This is a genomic window from Microbacterium enclense (assembly GCF_004022425.1).
GTDB lineage: Bacteria > Actinomycetota > Actinomycetes > Actinomycetales > Microbacteriaceae > Microbacterium > Microbacterium enclense_A.
This window is the reverse complement of sequence record NZ_RBZY01000056.1, coordinates 1-18,969: the sequence shown is the minus strand read 5'-3', so window position 1 is coordinate 18,969 and position 18,969 is coordinate 1. Positions and strand designations below refer to the sequence as shown.

Genomic DNA, 18,969 nt, shown 5'->3' with positions numbered 1-18,969 from the left:
TCGAGGTTGCCGGTCGGCTCGTCGGCGAAGATCACTTGCGGGTCGTTGACGAGGGCGCGCGCGATGACGGCGCGCTGCTTCTGCCCGCCCGACAGGGCCGTGGCCTTGTTCTTCGCCTTGTCCTGCATGTCGAGCTCGGCGAGCGCGGCCATCCCGCGGCGCTTGCGTTCGGCGCGTCCAACCCCGGCGATCTTGAGGGGGAGGACGACGTTCTCCAGCACCGAGGCGTTGGGGGTGAGGAAGAACTGCTGGAAGACGAAGCCGAACGTCTTGTTGCGCGTGCGGTTCAGGCTGCGGCCACGGAGGGTGCCGGCATCCGTTCCCTCCAGGGCGACCGTTCCGGTCGTCGGGGCGTCCATCAGCGCGAGCAGGTGCATGAGCGTGGATTTGCCCGACCCGCTCTTGCCGACGATGGCGACGCTCTCGCCGCGTCGGATGTCGAGCGAGACGCCGCGCAGTGCGTCGAAGCGGGCCGAGCCGCGACCGTACGACTTGTGCAGGTCGACGACCGAGAAGAGGGGTGGGGCGGGGGTGTCGGGTGTCATGGTCCCACCCTCGTCGCGGAGCTGGTCCGTCGCGTCCCGCGGGAGGGGTGGATGCCTCCCCCTCCGGGGGGATCCGCGTCTGCTCCGTCGAGGCGATGGTTCCCGGCCGCCGCGACCGTCAGACTGGGACGATGCGACCCGACTCCGCCATCGACACGGCTCCGAGGCTGTTCCCCTCGGTGCCCCGGTGGGGCCGGGACCTCATCGTCGCGGTGCTCGTCATCGTGCCGGCGTTCGCGCCGGTGCCCTTCCCGGAGCTGCGCCCGTCCGGACCGCTCGTGTACGCGTTCGCCGTGCTGCCGGCCGCGGTGCTGCCGTGGCGTCGCCGCTGGCCGCGCACGGTGCTCGCCGCGTGCGTCGCGCTCTACCTCGCCGCCCTGGCGTCGGGCACTCTCGCGCCGGGAATCGCCCTCGCGGTCGCGATCGCCGCGTACGCCGTGGCGAACCGCCTGGACCGCCGTGCCGCGGCGCCCGTGAGCATCGCGGCCGTCGTCGTCGTCGTCGTCGCCGGCAGCATCGTCATCGAACTGACGTCCGGCACGGACACACGATTCCTCCAGATCGGACTCTCGGTCGCGCTCGCCGGCGCGCTGGGGGATGCGACGCGCTCGCGCCGGGCGTACGTGCTCGCCGTGCTCGAGCGCGCCCGCCGTGCGGAGCAGACGCGCGAGGCCGAGGCCAGCCGCCGCGTCACCGAGGAGAGACTGCGCATCGCGCGTGACCTGCACGACGCGGTCGCGCACCAGATCTCCGTCATCAGTCTGAACGCCGGCGTCGCCTCGTCCGCCCTCGAGACACGGCCGGAGCGGGCGCGCGAGGCGCTCGCCACCATCCGGACCGCGTCGCGCGAAGTGCTCGGCGAGATCGGATCGATGTTGACGGTCCTCCGTACCCCCGACGAGGGCCCGGCGCGCGACCAACCCGGTCTCGCACGTCTGTCCGACATCGTGGAGTCGGTGCGCGTCGCCGGGTGGGACGTCGTGGTACGCGACGAGCGCGGCGACGACCCGATTCCGTTCGGTCCGGACATCGTGGCCTATCGCGTCGTGCAGGAGGGCCTCACGAACGCCCTCAAGCACGGCACGGCGCGCCGCGCGCACGTGCTGCTCCGCCGCGATGGTGACGACCTCGAGGTCGTCGTGACCAACCCGCTGGACCACTCACCGCCCGACCCGGACCGTCCGCCGTCGGGATTCGGCCTCATCGGACTGCGCGAGCGTGTCGACTCCGTCGGGGGAGTCCTCGAGGCGGGGCCCGCCCCGGCCGGATTCCGCCTGGCCGCGCGGCTTCCGCTGGGGCCGGCGGCGTCCGCGGCGCGCACACCCGGAGGTACCCCATGATCACGGTGCTCGTCGTCGACGATCAGGCGCTCATCCGGACCGCCGTCCGCGACCTGCTGGATGCCGCCACCGGCCTCGAGGTCGTCGGCGACGCCGCGGACGGGGAGGCGGCCGTCGATCTCGCGCGGCGCCTGCGCCCCGATGTCGTCGTGTGCGACATCCGGATGCCACGGATGGACGGCATCGAGGCGACCCGGGCGATCTGCGTCGACCCGTCCCTGAGCGACGCCCGCGTCCTCATCCTGACGACGTTCGAGGAGGACGACTACGTCGTGGCGGCCCTCCGGGCGGGCGCGAGCGGGTTCATCGGCAAGGGCGCCGAACCGGAGGACATCATCCACGCCGTGCGGGCGGTGCACGAGGGCGGAGCGCTCCTGTCCCCGTCGGCGACGCGCGCGATGATCGAGAGGTACGTCCGGGGATCGGCATCCGATGCGCCCGGTCCGTCCCCTGCACTCGATGTCCTCACCGAGCGCGAGCGCGAGGTGCTCCACCTCGTCGGACGCGGGCGCTCGAACGACGAGATCGCCGCCGACCTGTTCATCTCGCCGCATACCGCGAAGTCGCACGTGAAGAACACGATGATCAAGCTCGGCGCGCACGATCGCGCGCAACTCGTCATCGCAGCGTACGAGAGCGGCCTCGTCCAGCCGGGGCGCTGACCCGGGCACTCCTGGCGGCGCCGACCGCGCGAGCGTCCTCAGTCCGTCGCCGTCTCCATGCCGCGCGCGCGAATCTCCTCGATGTCCAGGTCGGCGAGGATGCGGCGGGCGACGAGGTCGTCGATCGTCCCCTCACGCCGAAGGCGGAACAGCACCTCGCGCTTTCGGTCGAGGATTGCCAGGCGCAGGCGTGTCGCCTCGCGGTGGCGCAGGAGAGGAGATCGCTGCGTCAGATCGATGTCATCGCTGACCGCGATCATCTCCAGGCGACCCGCAGTGCGCCGTCCGTCCGCGTCGTCGCCGCCGCCGTCCGCGCCGGGAGGGATCGGGCCCATCCGGGAGGCGGCGTCGTCGTCCTCGGCATCCCGCTCGATGTCGTCGGTGCGATCGCGCTCCTCGATGGCGCGCTGGCGTGCGACCGCTCGGGCGTTCGCCAACTCGAGCCGCTCGTATCCTTCGCGGCGTGCGCGGTCCTTCACCCCGTCGCTGATCCCGTGCTCGGCCGCCAGGTCGTCGAGGGCGGCGAGCGCGGCCCCGGAGATCGCCCGCTGGGCGATTTCGAACTCCTCGACCGCCGCGTCGTCCGTCGGCAGCTTCGCCCACCGGATGGCGGCGGGGAGCAGGGGACCCTGCACGAGCAGGGTCAGCACGATCACTCCGGCCGTGATGAAGATGACGGCGTCACGTCCGGCGACCGGAGTGCCGTCGGCGGTGGTCAGCGGGATCGACAGGGCGATCGCGAGCGACACGGCACCACGGAAACCCGCGACCGTGCTGACCACGCGCGACCGATGCCGGAGCGACCGGGAGGAGCCGGCCGGCGGGCGCGAGAACGGCGAGAACAGCCACTGGAAGAGGTACCGCACGATCGCCAGCACGATCCACGCCGCGACCGTGATCAGCAGCAGCGTGCCGATCTCGGACGGCGAGATCTCGTGCAGCACCAGCTGCACCTCGAGGCCGATGAGCACGAAGAGCGCACCGTTGAGGAGGTAGACGCCGAAGGGCCACGTGGCATCCGCGGCCCGTCGCGACATCGCGGTCGTGATGCGCGGAGAGATCCACGCGACGATGAGGCCGGCGAAGACCACCGCGAGCACCCCCGACGCGTGAGCGATCTCGGCCAGCAGGAAGGCCACGAACGGCACGAGAGCGAGGGTGAGGTTGATCGTGAGGGTGGACTCCATGCGGCGAAGCGCCAGGTACGCCAGCGCGGCGACCGCGACACCGGCTGCCGCCCCGCCGAGGTACGACACGAGCACCATGCCGGAGATCTGCCACGCCGTGATCTGATCGCCGATGAGCAGCGACACGGCGATGGAGTACAGGACGAGAGCCGTGCCGTCGTTGGTGAGGCTCTCCGCCTTCAGCTTCATGAACGCCCGCTCGGGCAGCAGGCGGCCGAGGGCGGCGACCGCCGTGGCGTCGGGGGGAGCAACCGCCGCGCCCAGCACGAGCGCGGCCTCCCACGGCACCCCCATCCACGTGGCGACGCCCGCGACGGCGAACGCGGATGCCACCACCAATAGCGTGCTCATCGGCACGATGTACCTCAGTGACCGGCGCACCGAGCGCAACGACGTCGTCCACGCTTCGCGGAAGAGCATGACGGGGAGGAACAGCAGGAGCACCGTCTCGGGCGGAAGCTCGATCTCCCGCAGCTCCGGCACGAAGCCCAGAGCCAGACCGATGACGAGGAGAACGAGAGGCGTCGCGACCCGCAGGCGCGGCGCCAGGACCGTCCCCACCAGCATCGCCAGACCGAGCAGAACCGTGACCTCGAGTCCCTGCATCCCCGCCGCCTTCCACCGCGCCCTCAGCACACAGCGTAGAGAGGGGCGCGGGCATTCCCCGAGGTGCGTTCGCTGTGGGCGAGCGGGGATGTGTGGGGGTGGGCGCGGGGTGCTGCGGCGCACGGTCGGTGATGCGCGGGATGTCGGTTGCGTGCGGCGGTTCGTGGGTGAGGTTGTGCGGATTGCTGAGGTTGTGCGCGGGCGCTTGATGCCACGGGCAGCAATGTGGAGTCTTTCCGGCCGAGGGCGAGTGCGGCAATCTGGTCCAATGATCGCCAATTCGCTCGCCACACCGGAAGACATAAGTCCAATAAACCTGGATTGGACGCTCATCGAGCTCCTCGCGTGGATCGGTGCGGACGACAGCCGGTGTCACGACGAACGGCTGCGGAGCATCCTGGATGCCATCGACCGCGGTGCCCCGTCCGTCGCCGGCCGGACGGTCGTCCTGGTCCGATCGCTCGCCGTGCGCGTGGTGGCCGAGCCGGCGCTCGGCGGGATGAGAATCCGGGACGTCCTGTGGACGACCGCGGCGGCGGACGGCGGTGCCCAGCGGGTGCTCGTCGCTGTGTGAGGGCTCCGGTTGACGTCGGCCGGGTCCAGCGCCCTCCTCACGCCCCGGCTGGCAGCGCCACCTTCGCCTTCGCCCACGAGCGTCCGCGGGTGTCCTTGAGGATGTCGTACTCCACATCGACGTGCGGCTCGATCGCGCTGTACTTGTCGTTCGGCGCGCCGATGACGAGCTGGAAGCCGAGACCCCGCCACGCACCGATCGCGCGCTTGGTGAAGTGCGCGTCCGCCTTGATGAGCGCCTCGTCGAGGAACACCGGCGCGTAGCGCGGGCGCTCGGCCCCGGCATCCCCGAGCTGGTAGCGCAGGGCCGCGCCGACGATGAAGGCGATGAGCTCCTGCGATTCGCCGCCGGACTTCTCGCCGATGTGGTCGTACAGCGCCACGTGCTCGCCGGTCGCGGCGCGGAAACGCTCGGCGCTGACCCGCACGTGGTTGCGCACGTCGACGAGGTCGGCGAAGTCGGGAGCGGTGGGGCGGATGCGGCCGATGAGCCGCGCCATGCGGACGTACACGGCCTCGCGTTCCTCATCGCTGGACGCCGCGTCGATCGCCGCACGCACGTCGCGCAACTCGCGGCGGAACCGCCGCCGCACCTCGGACTGGCTCTCGCGCGGCACGATCTGCAGGCGGTGCTCGTCGTCGTAGAACGGCAGGTCGCGCATGATGTCGTTGATCGGCGCGATGCGGTCGCGGATCTCGCGAAGGGCCCGGGTGAGCGACGCGTCGAGGTTCGTGAGGTCGTTGCCGGACAGGCGCAGCAGGCTGTCGCGCCACTCGGCTTCCAGCTCGTGCAGACCGCTGGCTTCGAGGTCGGCGAGAATGCGCTCGAAGTCGCCGAGAGAGGCTTCGGGCTCGGCGAGCAGATTCGGGCTGGGCCACCGGTCGAGGAACGCCGAGAGCGTGCGGCGGAGACTCTCGCGCTGCTCGCTCCACGTCTCCTGCGCGGCGCGCTGGTCCTCCAGCAGCCGCTTCGAAGCGGACTCCAGGGCGGCATCGAACCGCGCGAGGCGCTGAGACGGGCTCTCGTCATCGGCCGAGGGTGCGACGAAAAGACCGTCGAGGTAGGTCGCTTCGTCATCGGTCAGCGCGATCGCCGCGTCCTCCGCGCGCTCGAGCAGGATCTGCGCGGCGTCGACCTCGTCGGTCACCTCGGCCCAGCGGGCCGCGAGACTCTGCTGCTCGGCCTTGGCGCTGCCGATCTCTTCGCGCAGCCGCGCAGCACGGGCGCGTGTGCCCGAGATCTGCTCCTGCAGCTCGGCGATCCGGGGGTTGCCGGCGGTGATCTCGGTGAGCGTCTCGGTCCAGCGCTCGATCTCACGATCGACGGATGCCGTGTCCACGCGGTCCCACGTGAGATCGGCGATCCTCTCCAGAGCGCTGCGCCGGTCGTCGAACGCGTCGAGGGCTGTGGCGGCCTCGTCGACGGTGTCCTTCGCGCGGTCGAGGTCACGACGGACGCTCGCGATCTCGTCGCCGAGTTCGGTCAGACGGACGCGGCTGGAGAAGCCGAGGATGCTCTGCCGCGCCGACCCGCCGTGCGCGCCGCGGGCGCCCTGGCTGCTCTGCCCCGAGATGGTGAGGGCCATGCGGTGCTGCGACAGATCGCGGGCGGCATCCACGCAGACGAAGGCGAACTGCTGCTCGAGGCGGTCCTGCAGCCAGCCGGTGAAGGGGGAGGGGCGATAGTCGAGGCGGCCGGGGAGGGTCGCGGGGTCGAGGCCCGCGCGCTCGGGAAGCCCGGTGGTCACGCCCTCGAAGCGCAGGCGCTCCGACAGCCGCACGCCGTCGATGGCGGCGCGGAAGGATGCCAGGTGCGCGGCGTCGACGAGGAGGGTCGTCGCGAAGCCCCCCAGCGCGAGCGTGAACGCCCCGCGCCACGGCTCGAACTCGGTGCGGACGTCGACGAGCTCGGCGACGAAGGGCAGCTCGGCCGCGGTGAGGCCCGCCGCCTCGGCCAGCGCCTCGCGCGCCTCGTGGAGGCGCGGCGGAATGTTGTCGTCGCGCGTCTGCGTGCGGCGGTGCTCGGCCTCGAGCGTCGCGAGCTGCTGGCGCAGGGCCGTGTGCCGGCTGCTGGCGGAGACGAACGCATCGCGCACGGCGGACTTGGCATCCGTGTCGCCGAGGGTGCGGCGCGCCTCGTCGGCGAGCGCCGCGAAGTCCTTCGCGTCGACGACGTCGGTGTCGAGCGTCGCGAGCGCGGCGTCGAACCGGTCGCGATCGCGCTGCATCTCGGCCCGGCGGCGCTCCAGCCCGCGCAGCTCGCGCTGGGCGGCGTCGAGCCGGTCGCCGCCCGCGGCGCGCAGCACGTCCCCGAGGCCGTCGCGTTCCGCTTCGGCCGCGTCGGCGAGCGCGTGGCGTTCGCGCACGAGCGCGTCGGTGGCGTGGGTGCGCTCGCGCAGCTCGTCCTCGACGGCGCCGAGCAGGTCGATGCGGCGCTGCGCGCGCCACAGCGACGCGCGCGAGGCGGGGTCGCCGAGGCGCCCGAGTGCCTCGATGATGCGCACGCGTTCGGCGGCATCCTCGATGCGGGTCGTGATGGTGCGGATGGGCTGCAGGGCCCGCACTTGCTGGCGCGCCTCGAGCATGCGCGTGCGCGTCGACTCGAGGCCGTCGAAGTGGGCGACGACGGCCTCGGCGGTGGCGAGCGTCTCGGGCTCTTCGAGGACCATGCGCTTGTAGAGGTCGTCGACGGTGGTGATCTGCTGACCGGCCTGGATGCGGGCGAGAAGGCTCATCGCCTTCCCTCCGGCCCCGGCGGCCCCGATACCGAGCACCGCGTGGAGGCGTGCCGAGAACTCGCGGTCGGTCGCGAGGGTGTCCAGGCCCGTGGCGCGGACCGCGGAGTCGGACAGGTGCTGGGAGGCCGCGCGCTCGAGACCGCGCAGGTCGAACGCGCCGTGGATCGTGCCGCGCACCTTGACGGCGTCGTCGAGCACGCGAGCGGAGGCGGGGATGTACCAGGCGCGCACCGCGGTGAAGCGGGCGCCGTCGTGGTCGACCCACGTCATCGCGATCGCCGTCCATGTGTCGGTGCCGTCGCCGCGCAGCACCCGGACCTTCGTGCCCTCGTCGGTGCGCGACTCGTCGAGCTTGCCGCGACCGTACGAGAGGATGTTGCGCTGCTCCTGCCCGCGTGGGCGGCCCACCACCGCGCCATTGGACGCGCCGTTGAACGGGGTCGTGTGCGGCATCATGAGCGCGACGTACGCGTCCATGAGCGTTGACTTCCCGGAACCCGAGCCGCCGCACAGCAGCGTCGCGGTGGGCGCGAAACGCACGCGGTGCTGGCCGTCGTAGCCGCCCCAGTTGATCAGCTGCAGTTCCTCGGCGACCCACTGCTGCCCGCGGGACGCGGCGGGGATCAGACCGAACAGGGTCTCGAGCATCGTCATGCGGTCAGCTCCTCGGGAAGGGATGCCACGGCCTCGGCGTCACGGGACGTCGCCGGGTCGGCATCCGTCGTCTGTGCGTCCAGCCACCGCTGCAGCTCGCGCAGTACCTCGGCGCTGAGCACGATCTCGATGAGCGGCCCGATGCGGTAGCGCCCCTCGGACTCCTCCTCGATGATGCCCTCGCGGTCGAGGCGCGCGATCGCGGTGCGCACGGCGCGCTGCTGGCTCGCGCGCGTGCCGTCGGACTCGGCGAAGTACGTCAGCACCGTCTGCTCGACCTCTTCGACGTCGACGCGGGCCGACGGCGCACCCGCCGTCGTCTCGCGCTGGAACACCGTGCGCAGGTACACGAGCACGAGCGTCTCGGCGCGCGAGTACGCCTCGTCCTTGAGCAGGATCGGTACGTCGACCTCGTCGCTGCGGACCTGCTCCTTGTACGCGACGCCGCGCTCGTGATCGACGACGAGTCGCACGAAGAGGTCGTTGAGGCGCGACTCGATCATCTGCTGGTGCTCCAGCAGCAGCTTCCACTCGGCGGGGGAGTTCTCGGCGAGCAGGAACCGGCGCTGCAGGATCCGCACGAGCACACGTCGCACATCGGCATCCAGGATGCCGTGATCCCCGGCGAACAGCGCGTCGGGATCGTTCTCCATCGCGACGGGGGCGATGAAGGCGGGGGTGTCGTCGTCGGGGGCGGCGGCGGTCGGGGCGGACGTGTCGACGTCAGTCATCGGCATCCGTTTCTGTCGGGCGGACGGCGGTGACCGCCGTGAAAGCGAAGCGGCGGGTCGTGCCGTCGGGGCGGACGGCCTCGACGACCGAGACCTCGTTGCCCTCGGTGAGTCCGCGACGGTGGGCGATCTCGAGAAGACCGACGAGATCGACGGGGCGGCGGGTGTCTTCGTCGGCTCCGGCGAAGGCCTCGGCGAGGTCGAAGCTCTTGCCGAGCGTCTCGACGTAGCGCTCCAGCTCGGCGTAGTGCGGGCCGCCCCACGCGCGGGTGTCCGCGTCGACGAACTCGACGTCGGCCGCGTCGGTCGACAGCGGCTCGGGGGCGCCGGGCGGGCGGACGTCGCTCAGCGAGCGTCGCAGGTGGCCGATGTCGGCGAGCGGCAGGGTGCGCACCGGCTCGACGCGGCCCGGGGCTTTCGTCTGGCTCCAGCGGTGCAGCCCCGCCATGACCGAGCGGAGCAGGTCGTCGACCTGACGGTCGCGGATCGGGTCGTGGGTCTTCACCTGCACGGTGATGACGTGCGACGCGCGCCGCTGCGCCGTGAGCACCTCGAGCACGCCCGCCTCGACGCGCCGGGCGATGGCATCCAATTCTCCGCGCTGCTCGCGGGTCATGAGTCGTGCGAAGGGCTGGGTGAGCACGGCGTGCAGCTGCTCGGTGAGGTCGTCGATGTGCTCGGGGTCGCCGATCAGGCGCAGGGCGCCCTGGAACGCCCGGCCTTCGGGCGTGGCCTGCATGACGTGACGGCCGCGCTCGAGGTACTCGCGCAGGACATCGCCGGTGGGGCGCGCGTCGCGGCGCAGCTCGGCGACGACGTCGCGCTGCATCGCCGTGATCGACTCCGCGACCCGGGAGAAGTCCGCGGGGAGCTCGCGCGCGAGGTGGATGACGTTCTCCGCCTCCTCGAGGAGGTGCTCGTCGTCGGGCGGCTCGATGACGCCGTCGTCGAGCGCCGCAATCTCGGCATCCAGGGCCGCCCGCTCGGCGAGCAGCGCCTCGCGGCGCCGCTCGGGATCGGTCTCGGCGTCGCGTGCGAGCCGCTCGACCGCGTCGAGGAGCGTCCGCACGCGCGAGCGGGAGACGCGGGCTCGACCGCCGCCCGCGCGGCCGGCGATCTCGAGAGCGCCGACGGCGTGGGCGGAGAGACGGTACACCTCGACGTCGTCCTCGATCTGCAGGCTCAACCAGCCCACGCGTACCCAGCCGCGGCAGATGTCGCGCGCGGAGCCGGCCGGGATGCGGCGGTCGTCCTCGGTGTCGTAGCCCGCGGCGCGGAGCTCGTCGATGGCTTCGGCGACCTCGACGTGCGCGTCGGCGACCGCGACCGCGGGACGGTCGGGCGAGAACACGTTCGACAGCACGGCCACGACGAACGGTGCGAACCGCCCGTGCAGCAGGTCGAGCATCGGGTTCTTGAACGCCGTGACCGAGCGCAGGTAAGCGGCTTCGGCGCGGGTGGTGGTCACTGGCTGAAGTCTACCGGCGGGGCGCGGGCGGCCCGAGTCGGGGCGCCCCGAGGCTGCACAACTCCTGCAGGCCGTGCGTGGGTGCCCGAGCGAATGCGTAGGGCGCTGATGCCGCCGGAGTTGTGCGTGCCTCCCGCGCCGTCGCGTCGATCGCACGGAGAAGCTCGCCGAGAGGCGGCGGCCGAGGTCGGCCGGAGCAATCCGGGGACCGGCATCCGCACAACTCCTGCAGATCCGGCGTCGGCGCCCGGTGGCACACCGACCTGCCCGGTTCTGCCGGAGTTGTGCCCGCGGGATCGGGTGGAGCCCCGTGCAACGCGAAGGCCGCGGCATTCATCGAGGGACGGATGCCGCGGCCGAGGCGGAACGTGTCAGATCTCTGAGCGCGGGCCCGGCACCGTCTTGTTCACCCCGGTGACCGGCTGGTTCTCGTCGAACGACGCGATCGGACGCCGGAAACCCCGCGTCAGGACGACGAGGTACACGACGCCCAGACCGGTCCAGATGAGGCCGCCGACCAACGCGTGGCCGTCGAGGTTCACCCACAGCAGACCCGTCAGCAGCATGCCGATCCCGGGGAGCACGATGTACCGGACGATGTCGCCCGGCGTCTTGCGCAGGCCCTTGCGGATCGCGAACCACGCGATCACCGAGACGTTCACGAAAGTGAAGGCGACGAGCGCCCCGTAGTTGATGTACGCCGCGATCTGCTCGAGGGTGAACGCGATCGCGAGCAGGCTCACGATGCCCACGATGATGATCGAGATCGTGGGGGTGTGGGTCTTCGGGTTGACGAAGCCGAAGACACGGCGCGGCAGGACGTTGTTGCGCCCCATGACCATCAGCATGCGCGAGACCGAGGCGTGGGAGGCGAGCCACGACGCGAGCGTCGCGGCGAAGCCCGCCGCCGTGAGCACCGCCTGCAGAACCGGACCGCCGACCTGAACGCCGATCTCGGGCAGCGTGCTGTCTTCGATCGCCTCCGGCGGGAAGGCCGCGGAGTCGGGGAAGCGCAGCTGCGTGAAGTAAGCCGCGACCAGGAAGATGACGCCGCCGGCGACGAGCGTGAGCAGGATCGCCCGCGGCATGATCTTCGGCGTCTTCGCCTCTTCGGAGTACATCGACACCGCGTCGAATCCGATGAACGAGAAGCACACGATGGTGGCGCCGGCCAGCACCGCACCGAACTGCACCTCGCTGTGGGCGAAGGGGGCGATCGACACCGCGGTTCCGGCGCCGGCTCCGCCGACCAGTTGGACGATGACCATCGCGACGAACACGGTCATGACCAGGATCGAGAACACGAGCAGGATCATGTTGACGTTCGAGGTGCCGCGCATCGTGAGGTAGATGACGCCGGTGACACCGGCAGTGAAGACGACGACCCAGATCCAACCGGGGATGTCGGGGAAGAGCGCCTCCATGTAGCTGCGGAGGATCAGGGCGTTCACCATCGGCAGGAGCATGTAGTCGATGAGAGCGGTCCAGCCGACGACGAATCCGACGCCGGGATGGATGGACTCACGGGCGTAGGTGTATGCGGATCCGGCGCTCGGGATCGCGCGGACCATCTTCCCGTAGCTGATCGCGGTGAAGATCAGCACGACGAGGGCCACCGCGTACGCGGCCGGAACGACGTTGTTGGTCTCTTCGGCGACGAGGCCGAACGTGTCGAAGACGACGGTCGGGGTCATGTAGCCCAGGCCCAGACCCACGATGGACCAGAGTCCCAGGGTGCGGGCGAGCTTCGCGCCCGAGGCAGAGGGTGCCGACACGGCGGCACCGATGTTCTCGTTCGTGGCTTCTCCTTGAGGGGCGGGTCGGGATCGGGCGGATCCGACCGGGGCGAGTGATGTCGGGTGGTGCGGCGGTGCACCGCTCCGGGTGGGAGCGGGGGAGGGAGCGAGGGATGCCGCCGTGGTGGAGTGGCATCCCTCGCTCGGTCAGAGGCGCGTCCAGGCCTCGGTGAGCGTGGCGCGCAGAATTTGCTCGATCTCGTCGAACTCGGAAGGACCGATCGTGAGGGGCGGAGCGAGCTGGATGACGGGGTCGCCGCGGTCGTCCGCGCGGCAGTACAGACCCGCGTCGAAGAGGGCCTTCGAGAGGAAGCCGCGGAGCAGGCGCTCGGACTCGTCGTCATCGAAGGTCTCCTTGGTGACCTTGTCCTTCACGAGTTCGATCCCGAAGAAGTAGCCGTCGCCGCGGACGTCGCCGACGATCGGGAGGTCGAGAAGCTTCTCCAGCGTCGACCGGAAGACGGGGGAGTTGGTGCGGACGTTCTCGAGCAGCCCCTCCTCCTCGAACACGTCGAGATTCTCCATCGCGACGGCGGAGGAGACGGGGTGACCGCCGAAGGTGTAGCCGTGGGGGAACGAGGCGTCGCCGTGCGCGAACGGCTCGTACACGCGGTCGCTCACAATCGTGCCGCCCAGCGGCGAATAGCCGCTGGTCACGGCCTTGGCGAACGTGATCATGTCGGGCTGGTAGTCGTACGCCTCGGCGCCGAAGTAGTAGCCCAGGCGACCGAACGCGCAGATGACCTCGTCGCTGACGAGCAGCACGTCGTACTTGTCGCAGATCTCGCGCACGCGCTGGAAGTAGCCGGCGGGGGCCGGGAAGCATCCGCCCGCGTTCTGCACGGGCTCGAGGAACACCGCGGCCACGGTCTCGGGCCCCTCGAACTGGATCATCTGCTCGATGCGGTCGGCGGCCCACAGGCCGAACTCCTCGGGCGTCCCGCCGCCGAAGCCGGACTCCTCCGCGCGGTAGTAGTTCGTGTTCGGCACGCGGAACCCGCCCGGGGTGACCGGCTCGAACATGTGCTTCATCACGGGGAGGCCGGTGATGGCCAGGGCGCCCTGCGTGGTGCCGTGGTAGGCGATCGCGCGAGAGATCACCTTGTGCTTGGAAGGCTTCCCCTGCGTCTTCCAGTACTGCTTGGCGAGCTTGAACGCCGTCTCGACCGCTTCCCCGCCGCCGGTCGAGAAGAACACGTGATTCAGGTCGCCCGGGGCGAGGTGCGCCAGGCGATCGGCGAGCTCGATCGCGGCCGGGTGGGCGTAGGACCACAGGGGGAAGAACGCGAGTTCCTCGGCCTGCTTCGCGGCCGCCTGAGCGATGCGTCGGCGGCCGTGGCCGGCATTGACGACGAACAGGCCCGCAAGCCCGTCGATGTAGCGCTTGCCCGCGGCATCCCAGATGTGATGTCCCTCACCCTTGACGATGATGGGGACCCCCGGGCCGTCCGTCATGACGGACTGGCGGGCGAAGTGCATCCAGAGGTGGTCGCGGGCCTTGGCCTGGAGGTCGGTGTGCAGGTCGATTTCGTGAAGCGTCATCGCGTTCCCCAGTTGTAGAGCTGTCGGTGGAGTTTCAAATACACGAACGTCTCGGTCGCCACCACGTCGGGCAGCGACCGGATGCGGTCGTTGAGCAGGTCGATGAGGTCGTCGTCGCTCTCGCACACGACTTCGACGAGGAGGTCGAACGACCCGGCCGTCGAGACGACGTACGTCACCCCCGGCAGCTCCGCCATCTCGGCTGCGATGAGGCGCGTGTCTCCCGAGACCCGGACACCGATCATGGCCTGCCGCGCGAACCCGAGCTGCAGGGGGTCGGTGACGGCGACGATCTGCAGCAGCCCGGCGTCCTGCATCTTCTGCACGCGCTGACGGGTGGCGGTCTCGCTGAGGCCGACGGCCTTGCCGATCTCGGCGTACGAGCGCCGTCCGTCCTCCTGCAGTTGCTCGACGATGGCTTTCGACACGTTGTCGAGGACCGGACGCCGTTCCGCGGAGATGCTCATGATGGGCCGACGGTATCAGCGGCATCACCGGTTACTCAATGGTGAAATCGAGTCTTATTTCGCCGTAACAACGCGGAAACCGTCGTCGGGGAGGGAGGTGAGAGCTGGCCGGCCCTGAGCGCGTCCGTGCGTGTCAAGCTGGGCGGGGCGACGAACGGAGGGCCGAGAATGGCCGACGGCGACATCACGGCGGGTCTACGGGCCGCACTCGAACGGGAGGACGCGTCCCTGCGCCTGCGGGCGGCGATGGATGCCGGGACCCGCCCGAACGCCGCGTTCGTCGCCGTGCTGGTGGACCGTTGCGCCGTCGAACCGGACTTCTTCGTCCGCGACATGCTCACGTGGGCGCTGACCCGGCACGACCCCGCGCTCGTCGTCCCGGCTGTGGTGCGGGAGCTGGGTTCGCCCTTCCCGCAGGCCCGGAGCCAGGGCCTGCACACGCTGTCGAAGATCGGCGACCCCGACACCTGGCCGGCGATCACCCCGGCGCTGCTGCACGACGAGGAGACCGCTGTGGCGCGCGCGGCGTGGCGGGCCGCGGCGGGGCTCGTGCCCGACGACCGCCGCGCCGACCTGGCCGCGGAACTGGGGCCGCATCTCGGTCAGGGCGACATCGAGACGCGTCGCAGCCTCAGCCGTGCGTTCGTCGTGATCGGCGAGGACGCGGGTGCCGTGGTGGACGCCGCGGCGGAGTCCGACGACGAAGTGGTTCGCGTGCACGCCCTGGCGACGCGCGCCCTGATGGACGACCCGGATGCCGGTTTCGAGGGCGCCGTCGACCACGCCCGGCGTGTGAACGCCCAGCGCAACACCCCCGTCGCGCCGGACGCCCCCGGGCCGAAGGCGCCCGACGCCTGAGTCTCGTCAGGCCAGGCTCGACATCACGTGCTTGATGCGCGTGTAGTCCTCGAAGCCGTAGACCGAGAGGTCCTTGCCGTAGCCGGAGTGCTTGAACCCGCCGTGCGGCATGTCCGACACGAACGGGATGTGGGCATTGATCCACACGCACCCGAAGTCGAGGTCGCGGCTGAAGCGCAGGGCCCGGCCATGCTCACGCGTCCAGACGGATGCAGCAAGCGCATACGGCACGTCGTTCGCCATCTCGAGCGCCTCGGCGTCGTCGTCGAACGCCTGCACCGCGAGGATCGGGCCGAACACCTCCTGCTGCACCAGCTCGTCGTCCTGGCGGAGGCCGGTGACGATCGTCGGCGCGAAGAAGCAACCGGTATCGCCGACGCGATGACCGCCGGTCGCCACGCGCGCGTGCGCCGGGAGACGGTCGACGAAGCCCTGCACCCGGGCGAGCTGGTCGGGGTTGTTCACCGGCCCGAAGAAGGCGGCGGGGTCGTCGGGGGGACCCGGGCGGACGCTCTCCTCGACGTACGCCACCAGGCGCTCGACGAAGGCGTCGTGCAGCGACGCGTGCACGAGGACGCGGGTCGCGGCCGTGCAGTCCTGCCCCGCGTTGAAGAACGCCGCCTGGGCGATCCCGGATGCCGCGGCATCCAGGTCAGCATCCGGGAAGACGATCGCGGGCGCCTTGCCGCCGAGCTCGAGGTGCACGCGCTTGACCTGCCGCGCCGCCGATTCGGCGACCTGCATGCCCGCGCGCACCGACCCGGTGATCGCGACGAGTTGCGGGGTGGGGTGCTCCACGAGCGCCCGGCCGGTCTCGCGGTCGCCCAGCACGACGTTCAGCACGCCCGGCGGGAGGATCCCGGCGGCGAGCTCGGCCAGCCGCACGGTCGTCTGCGGCGTCGTCTCGCTGGGCTTCAGCACGACGGTGTTCCCCGCCGCGATCGCCGGCGCGATCTTCCAGATCGCCATGTTGAGCGGATAATTCCAGGGCGTGACCTGCGCGACCACGCCGATCGGCTCGCGGCGCACGTACGACGTGAAGCCCTCCGCGTACTCGGCGGCGGCACGGCCCTCGAGGTCGCGGGCGGCCCCGGCGAAGAAGCGCAGCTGGTCGACGGACTGATCGATCTCGTCGGCGACGAGGGTCGCGCGGGGCTTTCCGGTGTCCTCGGACTCCAGGTCGGCGAACTCCTCCGCGTGGTCGGCGAGCGCGTCGGCGAGGCGGAAGAGCGCGAGCTGGCGGACGGCCGGCGTCGCACCCTTCCATGCCGGGAACGCGCTCGCGGCCGCGGCGACAGCGGCATCCACGTCTTCTGCCGTCGAGATCGGCGCGCGGGCGTACACCTCGCCCGTGACCGGACTCATGAGATCGAGCAGAGGTCCCGTGGATGCCACGGAAACACCGCCGACGACGCTCTGGAGAACCCTCACGACATCGCCTCGTCGGCGACCGACAGAGCCTCGTCGATGATGTCGAGGCCGCGGACGAGCTCGTCCTCCGTGATCACCAGGGGCGGCGCGACGTGCACGCGGTTGAAGTGCGTGAACGGCCAGAGGCCCGCCTTCTTGCACGCCGCCGCGAAGGCCGCCATCGGGGCGGCATCGGGACCGGCGGCGTTGAAGGGCACGAGAGGCTCGCGCGTCTCGCGGTCGCGCACGAGCTCGATCGCCCAGAACAGGCCGCGACCGCGCACCTCGCCGATCGACGGGTGCTTCTCGGCCATCTCGCGCAGACGCGGGCCGACGACGCGCTCGCCGAGGTCGCGCACGCGCTCGAGGATGCCGTCGCGGCGGAACACCTCGAACGTCGCAATGCCGGGTGCGCACGCGAGCGGGTGTCCCGAGTAGGTCAGGCCGCCGGGGAAGGTCACGGTGTCGAAGTGGCTCGCGATGGCATCCGAGATCACCACTCCGCCCAGCGGCACGTAGCCGGAGTTCACGCCCTTGGCGAAGGTGATGAGGTCGGGGACGACGTCGAACGCGTCGACGGCGAACCACTCGCCGATGCGGCCGAAACCGACCATGACCTCGTCGGCGATGTAGACGATGCCGTACTTGTCGCACAGCGCCCGGACACCGGGGAGGTAGCCGGGCGGCGGCACGAGCACGCCGTTCGTGCCCACGACGGTCTCGAGGATGATCGCCCCGATCGTCGAGGCCCCCTCGAGGATGATCGTCTGCTCGAGATGCTCCAGCGCGCGGGCGGTCTCCTCCTCTTCGGAGGCCGAGTGGAACGCCGAGCGGTACGCGTACGGGCCGAAGAAGTGCACGACCGAGGCGTCGGCGGGTTCGTTCGCCCAGCGCCGCGGGTCACCGGTGAGGGTGATGGCCGTGGAGGTGTTGCCGTGGTAGCTGCGGTACATCGCGAGCACCTTGCGCTTGCCCGTGACCAGGCGCGCCATGCGGACCGCGTTCTCGTTGGCATCCGCTCCGCCGTTGGTGAAGAACACCTTCGACATGCCGTCGGGGGCGACCTCGGTGATGAGCCGCGCGAGTTCGCCGCGCGTGCCGTTGGCCATCGCGGGCTGGATGGTGGCGAGCTCGCCGGCCTGGCGCTGGATCGCGGCGATGAGGTCGGGGTGCTGGTGGCCGAGGTTGAGGTTCACCAGCTGCGATGCGAAGTCGAGGTAGCGGTTTCCGGAGTAGTCCCAGAACGTCGCGCCCTCGCCGCCCGCGACGGGGAGCGGATCGATGAGCGCCTGCGCGCTCCACGAGTGGAAGACGTGCGCGCGGTCGTCGGCGCGGACCTGCGCGTCGGCGGCGAGGTCGGGGGAGGTGAGGGTCATGATCGTTCCTTTCCGGGATGCCGCGGGTCAGTGGTTGCTGGGGAACCCGAGGCTGATCTGGCTCTCGCTCGGGTCGGGCCAGCGGGTCGTGACGACCTTGCTGCGCGTGTAGAAGTGGATCGACTCGGGGCCGTAGATGTGCGAGTCGCCGAACAGCGAGTTGCGCCAGCCGCCGAAGGAGAACGCCCCGACGGGGACTGGGATCGGGACGTTGACGCCGACCATCCCGACCTCGATGTCGAACTCGAACTGGCGGGCGGTGCCGCCGTCGCGGGTGAAGACCGCAGTGCCGTTGGCGAATGGGCTGGAGTTGATGAGATCCACGGCCTCGTCGTACGTCTTCACCCGGACGACCGAGAGGACGGGCCCGAAGATCTCGTCGTCGTACACCTTCATGCCGGGGGCGACGCGGTCCACGAGCGAGACGCCGATGAAGAACCCGTCTCCCTCGAACTGCTGCGTCGTGCCGTCGACGACGACCTCGGCGCCCTCGGCCGCGGCTCCCGTGACGTACGAGGCGACCTTGTCGCGGTGCTCACGCGTGATGAGCGGGCCCATCTCGCTCGTGGCATCCGTGCCCGGTCCGATTCTCAGACCCTGGACGCGGGATGCCACCTTCTCGACGAGCGCGTCGGCGACGTCGTCGCCCACGGCCACGAGCACCGACACGGCCATGCAGCGCTCGCCGGCCGAGCCGTACGCGGCCGAGACGGCGGCGTCGGCGGCGGAGTCCAGGTCGGCGTCGGGCATGACGACCATGTGGTTCTTGGCCCCGCCGAGGGCCTGCACGCGCTTGCCGTTCTCGGCGGCGCGCGAGTAGATGGATTTCGCGATCGGGGTCGAGCCGACGAAGCTCACGGCGCGGACGTCGGGGGAGTCCAGGAGGGCGTCGACCGCGACCTTGTCGCCGTGCACGACGTTCAGGACACCGGCGGGAAGACCTGCCTCTTCGAACAGCTTCGCGAGGAAGAGCGAGGCCGAGGGGTCCTTCTCGCTCGGCTTCAGCACGACGGTGT

15 protein-coding genes are annotated in these 18,969 nt (G+C 70.8%); 4 read left to right on the top strand and 11 right to left on the bottom strand.

Annotated elements, in window-relative coordinates; genetic code table 11:
- A partial coding sequence (locus D8Y23_RS13550; RefSeq protein WP_164878244.1) for an ABC transporter ATP-binding protein occupies positions 1-545 on the bottom strand: 545 nt, incomplete at its 3' end.
- Positions 546-676: 131 nt separating this feature from the next.
- Between D8Y23_RS13550 and D8Y23_RS13545 the strand changes: the two genes are divergently transcribed.
- Positions 677-1,885 (top strand): sensor histidine kinase, encoded by a 1,209-nt coding sequence (locus tag D8Y23_RS13545; RefSeq protein WP_164878243.1) that lies wholly within the window; start codon positions 677-679, stop codon positions 1,883-1,885.
- A complete protein-coding gene (locus D8Y23_RS13540) occupies positions 1,882-2,547 on the top strand; it encodes a response regulator transcription factor (protein ID WP_128218625.1) in 666 nt (221 codons plus the stop codon). Before D8Y23_RS13545 ends, D8Y23_RS13540 begins: the two co-directional genes overlap by 4 nt.
- Before the next feature lie 38 nt (positions 2,548-2,585).
- Here D8Y23_RS13540 and D8Y23_RS13535 read toward each other — a convergent pair whose 3' ends face one another.
- Entirely contained in the window at positions 2,586-4,340 is a 1,755-nt protein-coding gene (locus D8Y23_RS13535; protein WP_128218624.1) for a Na+/H+ antiporter, read from the bottom strand.
- 268 nt (positions 4,341-4,608) lie between these two features.
- On the opposite strand from D8Y23_RS13535, the gene D8Y23_RS13530 reads away from it, so the two are divergent.
- Complete coding sequence (locus D8Y23_RS13530; protein ID WP_128218623.1) at positions 4,609-4,914, top strand: hypothetical protein; 306 nt, start codon at positions 4,609-4,611, stop codon at positions 4,912-4,914.
- Positions 4,915-4,951: 37 nt separating this feature from the next.
- Here D8Y23_RS13530 and D8Y23_RS13525 read toward each other — a convergent pair whose 3' ends face one another.
- From D8Y23_RS13525 to D8Y23_RS13500, 6 genes are all read right to left on the bottom strand, one after another.
- The gene (locus D8Y23_RS13525; RefSeq protein ID WP_128218622.1) at positions 4,952-8,305 is read right to left on the bottom strand and encodes an ATP-binding protein; all 3,354 of its coding nucleotides are present in this window, start codon (positions 8,303-8,305) and stop codon (positions 4,952-4,954) included.
- Complete coding sequence (locus tag D8Y23_RS13520; RefSeq protein WP_240663905.1) at positions 8,302-9,036, bottom strand: DUF4194 domain-containing protein; 735 nt, start codon at positions 9,034-9,036, stop codon at positions 8,302-8,304. The genes D8Y23_RS13525 and D8Y23_RS13520 overlap by 4 nt, the downstream gene beginning before the upstream one ends.
- Positions 9,029-10,504 (bottom strand): DUF3375 domain-containing protein, encoded by a 1,476-nt coding sequence (locus D8Y23_RS13515; RefSeq protein WP_128218621.1) that lies wholly within the window; start codon positions 10,502-10,504, stop codon positions 9,029-9,031. Before D8Y23_RS13515 ends, D8Y23_RS13520 begins: the two co-directional genes overlap by 8 nt.
- Positions 10,505-10,875: 371 nt before the next feature.
- A complete protein-coding gene (locus D8Y23_RS13510; RefSeq protein ID WP_275087514.1) occupies positions 10,876-12,279 on the bottom strand; it encodes an APC family permease in 1,404 nt (467 codons plus the stop codon).
- A 168-nt stretch (positions 12,280-12,447) separates the two neighbouring features.
- Positions 12,448-13,842 (bottom strand): aspartate aminotransferase family protein, encoded by a 1,395-nt coding sequence (locus D8Y23_RS13505; protein ID WP_128218619.1) that lies wholly within the window; start codon positions 13,840-13,842, stop codon positions 12,448-12,450.
- Complete coding sequence (locus tag D8Y23_RS13500; protein ID WP_128218618.1) at positions 13,839-14,309, bottom strand: Lrp/AsnC family transcriptional regulator; 471 nt, start codon at positions 14,307-14,309, stop codon at positions 13,839-13,841. The genes D8Y23_RS13505 and D8Y23_RS13500 overlap by 4 nt, the downstream gene beginning before the upstream one ends.
- A gap of 168 nt (positions 14,310-14,477) precedes the next feature.
- Here D8Y23_RS13500 and D8Y23_RS13495 point away from each other — a divergent pair, with 168 nt between their 5' ends.
- Positions 14,478-15,167: a HEAT repeat domain-containing protein gene (locus D8Y23_RS13495; protein ID WP_128218617.1), complete on the top strand. Its 690-nt coding sequence runs from the start codon at positions 14,478-14,480 to the stop codon at positions 15,165-15,167.
- Positions 15,168-15,173: 6 nt separating this feature from the next.
- Here the strand turns inward: D8Y23_RS13495 and D8Y23_RS13490 are convergent, their stop codons facing one another.
- The 3 genes from D8Y23_RS13490 to mmsA form a co-directional block, all read right to left on the bottom strand.
- Positions 15,174-16,598 (bottom strand): aminobutyraldehyde dehydrogenase, encoded by a 1,425-nt coding sequence (locus D8Y23_RS13490; RefSeq protein WP_128218616.1) that lies wholly within the window; start codon positions 16,596-16,598, stop codon positions 15,174-15,176.
- Positions 16,595-17,953, bottom strand: a complete 1,359-nt coding sequence (locus D8Y23_RS13485) for an aspartate aminotransferase family protein (protein ID WP_128218615.1) — start codon at positions 17,951-17,953, stop codon at positions 16,595-16,597. Before D8Y23_RS13485 ends, D8Y23_RS13490 begins: the two co-directional genes overlap by 4 nt.
- A 27-nt stretch (positions 17,954-17,980) precedes the next feature.
- A partial coding sequence (mmsA, locus tag D8Y23_RS13480; protein ID WP_128218614.1) for a CoA-acylating methylmalonate-semialdehyde dehydrogenase occupies positions 17,981-18,969 on the bottom strand: 989 nt, incomplete at its 5' end.

Coding starts and splice junctions, on each gene's coding strand:
- D8Y23_RS13505 (WP_128218619.1), bottom strand. CDS start 13,842: ATGACGCTTCACGAAATCGACCTGCACACCGACCTCCAGGCCAAGGCC.
- D8Y23_RS13485 (WP_128218615.1), bottom strand. CDS start 17,953: ATGACCCTCACCTCCCCCGACCTCGCCGCCGACGCGCAGGTCCGCGCC.
- D8Y23_RS13495 (WP_128218617.1), top strand. CDS start 14,478: ATGGCCGACGGCGACATCACGGCGGGTCTACGGGCCGCACTCGAACGG.
- D8Y23_RS13500 (WP_128218618.1), bottom strand. CDS start 14,309: ATGAGCATCTCCGCGGAACGGCGTCCGGTCCTCGACAACGTGTCGAAA.
- D8Y23_RS13530 (WP_128218623.1), top strand. CDS start 4,609: ATGATCGCCAATTCGCTCGCCACACCGGAAGACATAAGTCCAATAAAC.
- D8Y23_RS13540 (WP_128218625.1), top strand. CDS start 1,882: ATGATCACGGTGCTCGTCGTCGACGATCAGGCGCTCATCCGGACCGCC.
- D8Y23_RS13535 (WP_128218624.1), bottom strand. CDS start 4,340: ATGCAGGGACTCGAGGTCACGGTTCTGCTCGGTCTGGCGATGCTGGTG.
- D8Y23_RS13525 (WP_128218622.1), bottom strand. CDS start 8,305: ATGACGATGCTCGAGACCCTGTTCGGTCTGATCCCCGCCGCGTCCCGC.
- D8Y23_RS13520 (WP_240663905.1), bottom strand. CDS start 9,036: ATGACTGACGTCGACACGTCCGCCCCGACCGCCGCCGCCCCCGACGAC.
- D8Y23_RS13545 (WP_164878243.1), top strand. CDS start 677: ATGCGACCCGACTCCGCCATCGACACGGCTCCGAGGCTGTTCCCCTCG.